The organism is Brevibacillus sp. (genome assembly GCF_003521185.1).
GTDB classification, from domain to species: Bacteria; Bacillota; Bacilli; order Brevibacillales; family Brevibacillaceae; genus Brevibacillus; species Brevibacillus parabrevis.
In genome coordinates, this window is the sequence record NZ_DOTK01000076.1 from 11,817 (window position 1) to 24,744 (window position 12,928).

Below are 12,928 nucleotides of genomic sequence, written 5' to 3' on the forward strand. Positions count from 1 at the left end.
GGCTCTCTATGTACAAACAAATGGATCGATTGGTTTTTTGATAACAATTCTCATTTCTGTGCTAAAAGTATATCAAACTCATCCATCTCTTCCTATCTTCAATTATTAGCAGCGCCAACAGCGCCAAAAAAGCCCCACCTCCACAAAGCCGGGCTTTCTGACGCTGTATCATGCACCTGCGGGCCTTGTCATACGCTGCCCGCTTCGCTCATGTATTTTACTATTTTGGCGACGTAGTGCTGCGTTTCTTCGGGAGCCAGCAACAGCCACTGTTTGTCCACTTGCTGAGCGGCCATCCGAACGTGGTTTTTCCCCCAGTTGTACGCCCCTAAAGCCATGGGCAGATCGCCTGCAAATTCATGCAACAGCTCCTTGATGTACATGGCTCCGCCTACGATGTTTTGCCACGGATCGTTCCGATCCACGCCCAGCCCTTGCGCTGTCTTCTGCTTGAGCTGCATGATTCCGAACGCTCCTGCTGTACTCATGCCCGCATTTTGGCCGAAATCGGACTCTGCATAGGCGATTCCGTAGAGCAGACACGGATCGAGTTGAAACAGGCGCGCTGCTTTGTCCAGCCACCTTTTCACTCGCCTGCACTGCTCGTCATCTTCTGCGATTCGCTGCGGAATGCGCAAAAACTGGCCGATCTGGATCAGATCAGAGACGAGTCGGTTCGCCTCGCGCAGCCTCTCGATACTTATCCCGTAAGTCTGGGCAATTCCCCACAAACTCTCTCCTGGCTTGACCGCATGCACCGTGTCGCTGCTGCAAATCGGCTGGCCCAGCCGCAAGAACTTTTCTTCTCGCTGCATAGATGCTGTCCTGTCGTTAGCGACAATCCCTTCCTCTACAAGCGTGCGTATGATAGATTGGGCGCGCTGTTCGTACGTATGGGCTTGAACCGTCCGCATCGCCTGTGCCTGAAGTTCCCTTCGCTCGCCGCTTTTTTCCATATAATATGAAAGCAATTCTGCTGTCTGTAGCGGAGACGAAGATGCCAGCATATCATGGCCGGGAGTAAAAATCCGCCTTAAACCGGAAGCTTCGCGCGCGAGCAACAAACTGCCACACGCTGCGGCTTCCAGCATGCGTTGCGAAATATGCTGTTCGGACGATTGCAATTCGATCACGATGTCCGCTTCCTGATAGACCCGTCTTGCTTCCAGAGGACTTGGCTTAGACATCGTCCCGTTCTGCGGAATGCTCCAGCCAAAAAACGGCTGCATCTGCCCCCACTCTTTTCCATAAAAGCGAGCCGGGATGCCCTTCGCAAGCAGAGGCCAGATGAGCGTATGCAAAGCGTCAGCGAGCTCATGGCCCCACTGATGCCGATACATATAAGGAAACGGAGAAAATACAACTGCCACAGGTGTGCGCGATTCGTCAGGGGTTGGGCTTTCGCCTGGGCCATACCACTTGGGGTCGTAGCCAACATCCATATGCGCCGCCCGGATTCCAGCCGCTTCGTAGCTCGGAACACTTTCTGGCGAGACGGTAAAAACAAAATCTGCCTGCATCCGCAAAGCTACAGGCAGTGACCACATATCCAAGAAAGCAGGATCTTGCTCTGCCCAGTAAATCAGAGGTACTCGCGCCTTTTTGGCTTGCTCGCCCGCATACGCTTGCTGCGTGGGAGTCAGCTCTGGCCCCCAGCCTGTCATCATGATGAAATCCGGTTGGAAGCGCTGGAGCAGCGCAGGCAGATTGGACTCCGTCAACAGCCCGGAAATCATCACTTGATGTCCGGCATCGCAAAAACCGTGCGGCAATCCGTGAAGGAGCGCCTGATTTTTTTCCAGAAACAAAATTCTCATGTGCTCCCTCCGCCGCTTTCGTTTGCTTCGCGGCTGCGCTCCCTGATTTTCAAGTATTGGTCGATGTAAATATCATAGGAAGTAAGCCCGTTCTCCTTCATGATGTGTTCGATCGTCACCCCGTAGGTTTGGGCAATTTTCCAGAGCGTATCTCCCCGGCGGACGTCGTGCACTTCATAGCGTTGCCGGATTCGCTCCGGGTAGGAGATCAGCTCGCCTGGTCCAGTCGCAGTCTCGCTATCGGTGGACAAAATTCCTTGCGCTTGCAGCACCTGCACCATGTAATCTGCGCGGTGTTGATAGGACGCATGGCGAACAGCCCGTCTTCCTTGCTCCTGAATTTGTTTGCGTTCCTCCGGATGCTGCAAATAGTGCTCGATGATTTGCCGCGTCTCGTGAGATGTGAAAGCCGCGAGCAGGTCTTTTCCTGACGTGAACATGCTGCGGACTGCCAGTGTATCCTGTGTAACAAGGAAGCCTCCCGATCCCAAAATCTCATACGTCCGCTGTGTCAGCTGCGTCTCGTAGTTTTGCAGGCCAATGACGATGTCTGCCGAGCTGTACACCTTGTGGGCATCCGGGTAAGACAAATAACCGTGAATCCACTCTTGCGGGATGTCCAGCCCCAGATATGGTTTCATTTTGTCCCAGTCGCGGCCGTAAAAGTCGATGCGCATGTTGGCATGAAGCAGCGGACGAATGAGCGTAAACAGCGACACCAGCCGAAAATGGTCAGCATGCTGCTTGAAGACGTGCGGATACGCATTGGCAACAACGGCGATCGATGTACGATACGCATCCTCTGCCGGAACGGGACAATGAATGCTGGAATGGAATCCAAAATCCATGTGTGCCGCCTTGATCCCTCGTTGTGCGTAATAATCTACCCGCTCGGAGCAAATCGTAAAGACAAAGTCAGGTTGCACCCTTTGAATCAGCGGCATCGTAAAGCTCTCTGTAAACGTAGGGTCTTCTGTCGCCCAGTAAATGAGCGGAACATTCGCCTCATGCACATACCGATTAATCCAGTCCAGTTTGACAGCCGTTTGCTCAGGCCCCCAGCCGATGGCGATCACCAAATCTGGCTGAAACTCCCCGAGCATCTCGGGAATGTTTTGCTCCGTCAACGGCCCTGAAATCATCACATCGTGTCCTGAATCGCGAAATCCGTTTGGCAGCCCGTGAATCCACATGGGGTGGCTTTCCAAGAACAATACTCGCATTTTCTCACCTCGCCGTCCTTCCTTCCTGTTTCCGTTCCCTCAGGTTCCCTTGGCTCGGGCAAATGCCTGCAATTTTCCAAGCGCATACTGAATGAGTTTTTGATTTTGGCAGTCAATTCCGTAAAATAGTGTCCAAAAGCTGATCGTCTTGACGTAAAATGATGTTATGCGGTCAAAAAACACCGGGTCAGTCTCCCTGGTGTAATAGCTCAATACTTTGTGGGCAAAGGCTGCGCCGTACGCCCTGTAAATCCCGACAAAATCGTAGGCGGGGTCTCCTACTCCCATTGCGCCGAAGTCGATAATCCCGTTCAGCCGCCTTTTCTCGAAGTCGTAGAGCAGGTGCTCAGGCTTCAAATCGTTGTGCAACAGCGCCGGCTTGAACGCGAAGTAGTCCGGATTCGCCACAAACGCCTGAAAGGTCTGCCTGGTCCACTGTTGCAGCTCAAGAGGCATATAAGAAAAAGCCTTCCGTTCAATTCGCTTCAGAAGATTTTCGTAAAAAGCTTTGGTCAACGCCGGGTCAATCGCCTTGTCGAACGACTTTTCCAGCGGATAGGAATGCAGCCCGCTCAAAAATCCCCCAATCGCTTTGGCTACTTGCTCTTGTTCCTTGTCAGACAGTCCGCTCATCTCTTCACGAAAAAGCGGCTTCCCGTAAATCATCGGGTATCCGACGTACTTGATGTCGTCTGTCTGCGTGGAGGAATAGACAAACTGGGGAATCGCCACAGGCACCATAGGCCCTAGCAGCGGTAAAATTTGCATCTCCCGGCTGATGATCGCTTTCGCCTCCTCTGTCTTGGGGAAGCGGAAAATCATCTTTTCTCCTACGATGACGACAAAATTGCTCCAGCCTGTATCGTCCACGCGAAATGTTTCGTTTCGCAGCTCCGGATATCGGTCTTGCAGCAGCTTGCGCAAAGGCTCGAGTTGCACACGAAATACGCCCCTTTCCAGACCGCATTCATACTCAATTGATGTATTGTATGACTTGGCTTACGAAAGGCAACGATAAAAAAGCCCCTAATGAAGCCTGCCTAGAAACATTTGGGGTTTTGCCGATAGGTATGTGCTGAATAGAAAAAAATTTTTTAACAATACTCAGCAAATATAGTATAATGGTGATAATGATTTTCATTTTCGTAAAAATTCATACTAGAGAGATTGTTACACATAAACGGCGGGTTGTTTGATCACATCATCACGTTGGAAAGGGAAGATTCTATGGAAAAAGTTTTGGAAGTAAAGGACTTACACGTTTCATTTGACACGTATGCAGGTGAGGTAAAAGCAGTGCGGGGGGTTTCTTTCGACCTGCACAAAGGGGAAACGCTGGCTATCGTAGGTGAGTCCGGCTCCGGTAAATCCGTTACGTCTCAAGCACTTATGCGCCTTATTCCTTCTCCTCCGGGCCGTATTCCCAAAGGACAAGTCCTGTTTGAAGGCAGAGACTTGGTTACTTTGACAGAAAAAGAAATGCAGGATGTTCGCGGACGCGACATCTCGATGATTTTCCAAGACCCGATGACGTCGCTCAATCCGACGATGACGATCGGAAACCAAATTATGGAGAGCTTCATCAAACACCAGAAGCTGAGCCGCGCTGAAGCTCGCACACGCGCTGTCGAGCTGCTGGAGCTGGTTGGCATTCCGTTTGCCAAAGAGCGTGTCGATCAATATCCGCACCAATTCTCTGGCGGTATGCGTCAACGGATCGTCATCGCGATCGCGCTGGCCTGCAATCCGAAGCTGATCATTGCGGACGAGCCAACAACCGCGCTGGACGTGTCCATTCAGGCGCAAATTTTGGAGCTGCTGAAAGATATCCAGAAAAAAATGGGTACTTCCATCATCTTCATTACCCACGACCTCGGTGTCGTAGCGAATATGGCTGACCGTGTAGCGGTTATGTACGCTGGAAAAATTGTCGAGATCGGAAATGTCGATGAGATTTTCTACGATCCGAAGCATCCGTATACATGGGGGCTGCTTGGCTCCATGCCTAACCTCGATACGAGCGACGAAGAGCTGATGTCCATTCCTGGCTCCCCGCCAGACATGTTCAAGCCTCCTGTCGGCGATGCGTTCGCAGCACGCAACCCGTATGCGCTGCAAGTCGATCTGGAATTTGAGCCACCGATGTTCAAAATCTCGGAGACGCACTATGCTGCAACCTGGTTGTTGCATGAGATGGCTCCGCAAATCGATCCTCCTGCATCCGCAGTGAGACGCAAAACAGACAGCGACGAAAAGAAAGTCGAAGTGCAACGCCCGCAAGCAGCGAAATCGTATGACCAGCGCGAAAAGCTTGTAGAGGTCAAAGACCTGAAACAGCATTTCGATCTTGGCGGCGGCCATATTTTGAAAGCGGTTGACGGAATCAATTTTGACATCTACAAAGGCGAGATTTTCGGACTGGTAGGAGAATCCGGGTGTGGCAAGTCCACAACTGGCCGCACCATCCTCCGCCTGTACGATGCGACAGACGGCGAAGTGCTGTTCAAAGGCAAGAGTGTTCACGGCAAAAAAACAGGCGACGAGAAGAAATGGCTGAACCGCAAAATCCAGATGATTTTCCAGGACCCGTATTCGTCTCTGAATCCTCGCCTGACTGTATCCGATATTATTGCAGAAGGTCTGGATATTCACAAACTGGCTACCAAAGAGCAGCGCATCGCGAAAGTACACGAGCTGCTGGAAACAGTCGGTCTGAACCGCGAGCACGCCAACCGCTATCCGCATGAGTTCAGCGGTGGACAACGCCAACGCATTGGAATTGCCCGCGCTTTGGCTGTCGATCCCGAGTTCATTATCGCGGACGAGCCGATCTCTGCTCTGGACGTATCCATCCAGGCTCAGGTTATCAACCTGCTCAAACGTCTGCAAAAAGAAAAGGGCCTGACCTATTTGTTCATCGCCCATGACCTGTCGATGGTGAAATACATCAGTGACCGGATCGGCGTGATGTATCGCGGCAAAATCGTGGAGCTGGCGGAGAGCAACCGCTTGTACGAAAACCCGATTCACCCGTATACCAAGTCTCTGCTTTCGGCTATCCCTCTGCCAGACCCGGATTACGAGCGCAACCGCAAACGGATTGTTTTCGACGATCAGGAATACTTGCAGAACCAGACCGAAGAAAGAGTGCTGCGGGAAATCGAGCCAGGTCACTATGTCGCTTGCACGCAAAAAGAATTTGAGCGTTACGGCGGCGGCGTCCTGGTCTAAACGAGGACAAGCCTGCACCAACAAACGAAAAAGGGAGATGAGCCTCGATGGCTCTCTCCCTTTTCTTTTTGCCGTTCAGCACATTACGGTTTCATTCTGAGCAAGCGCATGCTGTTTAAAATCACGATCAAAGCAGCGCCTGTATCGCTCAGTACAGCCAGCCACAAGGTCAACCAGCCCGGGAAAATCAGCACGAGTGCAACCAGCTTCACCACGATGGAGAACCAGATGTTTTGCTTGATGATCACAAGCGCTTTGCGACTGATTCTCACCGTATGCGGCAGCTTCTCCAGATTGTCGGCCATCAGCACGATATCTGCCGTTTCCATCGCGGTATCCGTGCCTGCCCCGCCCATGGCGATACCCAAGTCGGCGGTTGCCAGCGCAGGGGCGTCGTTGATTCCGTCGCCGACCATGGCGACGACTTTGCCCTCTTGTTGCAGCTTTTTCACTGCTTCGACCTTGTCCTGCGGAAGCAGCTCGGCAAAATAGCGATCGACTCCCGTCTGGGCCGCTACCTTTTTCGCTGTCCCGGCATTGTCGCCTGTCAGCATGATGATTTCGCTGATTCCGGCTGCTTTTATTTGACTGATCGCGCCAACCGTAATCTCGCGAATCGCATCTGCTACAGCGATCATGCCGAGCAGCTCGTGCTTCGTGCCAACCACAATCAGTGTGTTGCCTTCGACTTGCAAGGAAGCGATTTGTTCCTTCCAAGGACTCATGTCAATCCCCAGCTCTTCGAAAAGCGCCGGCTTCCCTGCGTAATAAACCACACCATCTACCGTCGCCTGCACGCCTTTTCCTACCAGCGCCTGATAATCGTCGCCCGCTCGTGCGGCTATCTGCTTTTGCTTGGCGTAAGCGACAATCGCCTGGGCAATCGGGTGGTTGGAGCGCTCTTCCATCGTCCGGGCAATGGCAAGGATGACGTCCTCCGCCTCTCCCACTGCCACCACCTGAGTCACGCGCGGCTTGCCTTCTGTCAGCGTGCCTGTTTTGTCAAAAGCAATCGCTTCAATCGCTCCTGCCTTCTCCAAAAAAGTCCCGCCTTTAATCAGCACGCCATTTCTGGCGGCATTCCCGATCGCGGAAACAATGGCAACTGGCGTCGAGATAACCAACGCGCAAGGGCAGGCAACCACAAGCAGCTCCAATGCCTTGTAAAACCATTCTCCCCATGTGCCAAAGCCAAACAGCGGAGGAAACACAATCACGAGCAAGGCGAGAATCAGCACAATCGGCGTGTACATGGCGGCAAACTTGTCGACAAACGCCTGCGTCGGAGCTTTTTTCTCCTGAGCCTCTTCCACTAGGTGAATGATTCGCGCAATCGCTGTATCTGCGACGAGCTTCGTCACTTTGATTTCCAATGCGCCGCTTTCGTTCACGCTGCCTGCAAATACGGCGTCGCCAGCCTGTTTGTCGACGGGAATGGACTCCCCTGTAATCGGAGCCTGGTTCACGCTGGAATGCCCCGCCAATATATCGCCGTCGAGCGGAATTTTCTCTCCCGGCTTAACCACGATCACATCGCCTACGCCAATCTCTTCTACGGACATCCGGGTCAGCGTCTCGCCTTTTTTCACCCACGCTTCCGGCGGCGCGAGATCCATCAAATTGCGAATCGAGTCGCGCGTTTTTTCGATCGACTTCGTTTGCAGCAAATTGCCGATTGAGAACAACCAGACAACCGTTGCCCCTTCCAGCCACTCTCCGATCAGAGCAGCCCCGATCGCAGCAACTGACATCAGTACGTTCATGTCCAGCGACTTGCTTTTGATCGCGTAAAAAGCACTGCGCGCCGGACGATAGCCGCCGCTAATAATGGCGAGTGCGTAAAGAATCGTGCTGACCAATGCGTCCAAGCTGGTCAAGGAGCTTGCGAAGCCAAGCGCCAGAAAAACTCCGGAAAGAGTCGTGAGCAGCGTGCCCGCCTGATCTTTTTTGACCGCCTCACCAGATGTTCTGCGCTCCAGCCGCTGGGCGCTGTACCCCGCCTTGGCGACTTCCCTGATCACCGCGTCATCCTGCAAACCGTCAGAGACAAGCTGCATTTTTCCGGTTGAAAAATTAACACTGACATCCTTCACCGCTGGAAGCGTCCGCATGTGCCTTTCCAGCGACTTGGCGCACGAGCTGCAATCCATGCCGTGCACACTGTAGACAATCGCCTTTCCGGACAGAGCGGCCGTACCGTCAGAGGCAACGGCAGCCGCAGACTCCAGCACTGTGAGTGTTTTTTTGCCATGGGTATGTTCTGAGCTGCAATGGTGCCCGCTGCAGCACCCGTCATGTTTTTGTTCATTTGCCATATGCTCTCACCTATTTCCCAAGCATCTATTTTCCCCAACTCATCTGAATATATCCAACAAACATTCAAACAAACATTTAATTATTATATTATCGGATACCAGTTCCTGGTTCAAGATTCAATTTAGAGTTTTTCGCCTATTTATTTGACAAATTCAGGAACGGGAGATGATGAAGGGCTTCGGTGTGGCGGGGAAATGCTGAGTGGTGGATTGAAGGCTTGCTTGGGGAGCTGCTTGATCGAAAAAGCTTGCTTGGGGTAATGCTTTGTAGATTGCGTCATCGGTACTTCAGGTGAGGCGAGGAAAGAGACGAATCGCTGTAGCTTCTTGGGATACCCGCTGGGGGCCTGGACTGCACGGCTCCGGGGAAAAAGCGAAACCGCGTCAAAAGCAGAGGACTCAAAGAAGCAGACGCACGTTGACGCTTAAAACCGTGTTTCGCTTTTTCCTCGGAACCTCGGTCGGTATCCCAAAGAGCTTTCTCGCATTTCGTCTCTTTCCTCGTCAGCGGCTGGTTGTGATCGGCGCGGGTTTCAAAGGAAAATGCCAATGCCAAAAAGCTTGTTTGAGCTGACGCTTTGTAGTCTGCGTCATCGGTACTTTAGCGGTGGTGATCGGGGTTTCAAAAAAAACACAGAAACATGAGCAAGAGTCTTCTTGAAAACGGTCGCTTCATGCAACCCGGTCATGAAAAAACTTGTTTAATTTCTGCTCTGGATTTCCCCCTGAGCAACCATCCAAAAGCAATATCCGACTAAAGTTAAACGTTGGCCGAGGAAACAGGAGAAACAAGCGAAAGGGCTTTGGGACTCCTACCGAGGCGGAGGTGAAAAAGGAAAACACGCTTTTAAGCGGCAACGTGCGTCCGCTTCTTCGATCTCGCTGCTTTTGACGCGGTTTTCCTTTTTCGCCGGAGACGGGCAGTCCGCGCTTCCCCGCGAGAGGCCCACGTCCCTACAGCGGTTTCTCCTGTTTTCTCCCTCCACCACAGCCGCGATCAACAACCGTACTTAGCCCCCAGACACTAAATAAAAAAGCTCCCCACAATGGCGGAGAGCCTTTCTTCGCTACTTCATCTGCTTTTGGGAGACAGCGACGGGAGTTGTTTGCCAACGTTCGCCGCAATCGAGACAAACGCATTTGACTACTTTTTTCCTTTCCAGATACATCCTGACCGCAAACAGGATAAACGCACCCATCAAGCCGAGAAACAAGAAAATAACAGGCGTGCCTTGTACCGATATGCCAATGAGGGCAAGGACGATCAGCACCGCTGCGTAAATCACAACATACAGCCGACGGTTGATCGCTTCCGTATAGTCGACTTTTTTGGAATGACACTTGGTACACTTTTGTTGGAAACTCATCGTTCTCTCTCCCTGTTTTATGCTCTTTTCGTAAAGAGTGTTGCGTTACGAAAAGCCCGTGAGTTGACAGGCATCATCACCATGCCTATCTTGGCATGCATTCAACGGCAACAAACGTTCCCTATAGAGAACTACCCTTATTCTGCCAATCCTTTACGGCCAATGTCAATAACAACATCTTTGCAAAAAGAGTATACACAAAAAAAGGGAGAGACACCACCAAGACTCCCGCGACATAGCGATCTGCCCGGTAGCAGCGCCCTATTCAGCCTCTGTCACCGAGTAACAGGCAACCCACGCCTTCTCCATTCGTCAAAGCCGCCGCTCAGATTTTGCACTTGTAAAAAGCCGTTTGCTTTCAGCAAGCTCACCCCGATCGCCGACCTTCTGCCGCTCTTGCACTGCACCAGTATTGGCTTGTCACGCGGCAAGTCCTGCATGCGCTGCGGCAAATAGCCGAGCATGATGTGCTTCGCGCCCGGGATCTGCCCCTCTGCCAGCTCTTTTTCGTAACGAACGTCAATCACGTATAGCTCCCCCGCCCGAACCTGCTCTTCCACCGCTTCTGGCGTGACTTCCTGATACTGCTCAAAAGCAACAGACTGTTCTGCAAGCTGTTCTCCCCTGCCAAGCTCCATCGTGCCCTTTACCTGATCCAGCCCGATCGACTGCAAATCGTGCAAAACGGCGGGAACAAGCTGCGTCTCGGCCAGCACAAAAATCGGGCGCTCGTAATCGAGCAGCCACCCAGCCCACGTAGGGAACGACTTGTCGCAGGGCAGATTGATAGTGCCCGGCACATGCTTTTGGGCGAACGCTTCTGCCGGACGGACGTCTATGACTACTCCCTGCTGCTTCCATTCTTCCAGCACGCCAATGGAAGCTTCCGCCTGCACAGGTGCCGCTATCGCTTGCAGCGGTTGTGGCCCGACTTTGTTCAGATGTTTCATCATCGCAAAGTATGTAGGAGGCTCAGGCTGGCCCTGGAGCAATTGCTGCACAAACTCCTCTTCACGCTCATGCTGCAACGCCCAGTTCGTACGTTTTTCATAGCCAACCGTCGAAGACTGCACAGCCCCGATCGCTTTGCCGCACGCACTGCCTGCCCCATGCCCCGGCCACACTTGCAAATAGTCAGGAAGCTGCTTGAACCGCTGTAACGAGTGAAACATCTTTCTCGCCATTTCGTCAGCCGAGCCGCTTACGTTAGCCGCCTTTTCCAGCAAATCGGGACGCCCAATGTCACCGACAAACACAAAATCGCCCGTAAAAATGCCCATCGGTTCCGTGTCCGGCCAGCCTCTGTCTGTCAAAAGCAGGGCAATATGCTCTGGCGTATGCCCCGGTGTATGCAGGACTTCGAACGTCAGATGACCGATGCGGAATGTTTCCCCGTCGCGCAGCAAGCGGTGCTCGTACTGGGCTGCATACCGATACTTCCAGTCCGGCCCGCCTTCGTCTGACAAATACAGCGTCGCTCCCAATCTTTCCCCGATTTCCCTTACTCCCGAGAGGAAATCGGCATGAATATGGGTTTCCGTCGCAGCGACAATCTTCAGTCCATTTGCTTTCGCTGCCTGTACATATGGCTCAATATGGCGCGCCGGATCAATCACGATCGCTTCCCCTGTTGCCTGGCAACCTACCAAATAAGATGCCTGGGCGAGTTTTTCATCGTAAAAATATTTAAGCAGCATGAAAATCAGCCTCCTGTCTTTTATCAAGCAGCCATCCGCTCGCGTGGTCCTACAACTTTCCCGGAAGCATGCCGTGCCAGTACATCCGCGGGAGCAGCTCTTTTTTCAGCCAATACATGCTTAACCGTTCCTTGGATTGGTCAAAAGGGAATGTCTCGCGCGGATTCAGCTCGTAATCAAATTCAGCCAGGATCAATTTGCCGTAACCAGTGACGAGCGGGCACGATGTATAGCCGTCGTATCGCTCGGTCATCGGTTTTCCTTCAAGGAGCGACAAGACGTTTTGCACGACGACTGGTGCTTGCTTGCGAATCGCCGCCCCTGTTTTGGAGGTAGGCAAGTTGGTGCAATCGCCTATGCCAAAGATGTTGGGGAAGCGAGCATGCTGCAGGGTGAACGGATCGACATCGACCCAGCCGTCAGCGGCAGCGAGCGGACTGTGCTTGATAAAATCCGGCGCACTCATCGGCGGCACGACATGGATCATCTCGTACGGCATGGCTACTTGCGCTTTTGTGTCCAGGTTCTCGAAAATGGCTTGCTTTTTATCCGCGACGATTTCTACGAGATTATGCTTGAAGATCGTCTCAATCTGTTTTCTTTCAATGACTTTTTGCAAGGCTTTCGCGTATTTTTTCACACCGAAAATAGCCGCTGCGCCGGAGACAAAACGCACGGTCGAGCGGGAGCGCACCTTTGTTTTGCGAAAGGAATCGTCAGCGAGGTACATGATTTTCTGCGGTGCTCCGCCGCATTTCACAGGAGTGTTCGGGTTGGTAAACAGCGCGTTGCCTCCCTGAAAATGGCGAATTTGCTCCCACGTGCTCTCGACGTAGTCATACGAGTAATTGCTGCACACCCCATGCTTGCCGATGCTTTCCTTCAGTCCCTTTACCTTACCCCAATCAATCTGGATGCCAGCGGCGACAACCAGAAAATCATAATGCACAGCTGTTCCCGACGCTGTCATGACGGTATTGTTTTGGGGCAAAAATTTGGTGACGGCATCCTGTACCCAGACCGCTCCTTTGGGAATCACGGAGGCTTCGTCGCGCTCCGTCGACTCCCGGCTGACGACACCCGCACCTGCCAGTGTCCACAACGGTTGATAATAGTGCTTGCTTGCAGGATCAATGATGGCGATCTGGCCGATTAACGCGCGTGATTGGCGCAGCAGACGCGCCGCAACCGATATGCCTGCACTGCCTCCGCCTACAATCACCAGCTTGTAACGTGTCCTTTGCGTTGCTTCCATCACGCTCACCCCTCCTTGTATTG

At 52.6% G+C, this 12,928-nt stretch carries 8 protein-coding genes; 1 reads left to right on the forward strand and 7 read right to left on the reverse strand.

Annotated elements, in window-relative coordinates; genetic code table 11:
- Positions 1-188: 188 nt before the first annotated feature.
- From DEP07_RS22040 to DEP07_RS22050, 3 genes are read right to left on the reverse strand one after another with little or no spacing between them, the layout of a single operon-like run.
- Positions 189-1,817, reverse strand: coding sequence for a glycosyltransferase family protein (locus DEP07_RS22040; RefSeq protein WP_274874744.1), 1,629 nt, complete (start codon positions 1,815-1,817; stop codon positions 189-191).
- Positions 1,814-3,040 carry a glycosyltransferase family protein gene (locus DEP07_RS22045; RefSeq protein WP_274874743.1) on the reverse strand — a complete coding sequence of 409 codons (1,227 nt, stop codon included), beginning with the start codon at positions 3,038-3,040 and terminating at the stop codon, positions 1,814-1,816. Before DEP07_RS22045 ends, DEP07_RS22040 begins: the two co-directional genes overlap by 4 nt.
- 39 nt (positions 3,041-3,079) lie before the next feature.
- Positions 3,080-3,979 carry a phosphotransferase family protein gene (locus DEP07_RS22050; RefSeq protein ID WP_122962208.1) on the reverse strand — a complete coding sequence of 300 codons (900 nt, stop codon included), beginning with the start codon at positions 3,977-3,979 and terminating at the stop codon, positions 3,080-3,082.
- Positions 3,980-4,267: 288 nt separating this feature from the next.
- Between DEP07_RS22050 and DEP07_RS22055 the strand changes: the two genes are divergently transcribed.
- Positions 4,268-6,271 carry an ABC transporter ATP-binding protein gene (locus DEP07_RS22055; RefSeq protein ID WP_173600151.1) on the forward strand — a complete coding sequence of 668 codons (2,004 nt, stop codon included), beginning with the start codon at positions 4,268-4,270 and terminating at the stop codon, positions 6,269-6,271.
- Positions 6,272-6,354: 83 nt separating this feature from the next.
- Here the strand turns inward: DEP07_RS22055 and DEP07_RS22060 are convergent, their stop codons facing one another.
- The 4 genes from DEP07_RS22060 to DEP07_RS22075 all read right to left on the reverse strand — a co-directional run bounded on the left by DEP07_RS22060 (position 6,355) and on the right by DEP07_RS22075 (position 12,905).
- Complete coding sequence (locus DEP07_RS22060; protein WP_217023393.1) at positions 6,355-8,586, reverse strand: heavy metal translocating P-type ATPase; 2,232 nt, start codon at positions 8,584-8,586, stop codon at positions 6,355-6,357.
- A gap of 1,067 nt (positions 8,587-9,653) precedes the next feature.
- Entirely contained in the window at positions 9,654-9,953 is a 300-nt protein-coding gene (locus DEP07_RS22065; protein ID WP_063229105.1) for a hypothetical protein, read from the reverse strand.
- Between the two features lie 275 nt (positions 9,954-10,228).
- Entirely contained in the window at positions 10,229-11,650 is a 1,422-nt protein-coding gene (locus tag DEP07_RS22070; RefSeq protein ID WP_280649304.1) for an MBL fold metallo-hydrolase, read from the reverse strand.
- A gap of 49 nt (positions 11,651-11,699) precedes the next feature.
- Positions 11,700-12,905, reverse strand: coding sequence for an FAD/NAD(P)-binding oxidoreductase (locus tag DEP07_RS22075; RefSeq protein ID WP_287103028.1), 1,206 nt, complete (start codon positions 12,903-12,905; stop codon positions 11,700-11,702).
- Positions 12,906-12,928: the final 23 nt, after the last annotated feature.

Coding starts and splice junctions, on each gene's coding strand:
- DEP07_RS22065 (WP_063229105.1), bottom strand. CDS start 9,953: ATGAGTTTCCAACAAAAGTGTACCAAGTGTCATTCCAAAAAAGTCGAC.
- DEP07_RS22070 (WP_280649304.1), bottom strand. CDS start 11,650: ATGCTGCTTAAATATTTTTACGATGAAAAACTCGCCCAGGCATCTTAT.
- DEP07_RS22075 (WP_287103028.1), bottom strand. CDS start 12,905: ATGGAAGCAACGCAAAGGACACGTTACAAGCTGGTGATTGTAGGCGGA.
- DEP07_RS22045 (WP_274874743.1), bottom strand. CDS start 3,040: ATGCGAGTATTGTTCTTGGAAAGCCACCCCATGTGGATTCACGGGCTG.
- DEP07_RS22060 (WP_217023393.1), bottom strand. CDS start 8,586: ATGGCAAATGAACAAAAACATGACGGGTGCTGCAGCGGGCACCATTGC.
- DEP07_RS22040 (WP_274874744.1), bottom strand. CDS start 1,817: ATGAGAATTTTGTTTCTGGAAAAAAATCAGGCGCTCCTTCACGGATTG.
- DEP07_RS22055 (WP_173600151.1), top strand. CDS start 4,268: ATGGAAAAAGTTTTGGAAGTAAAGGACTTACACGTTTCATTTGACACG.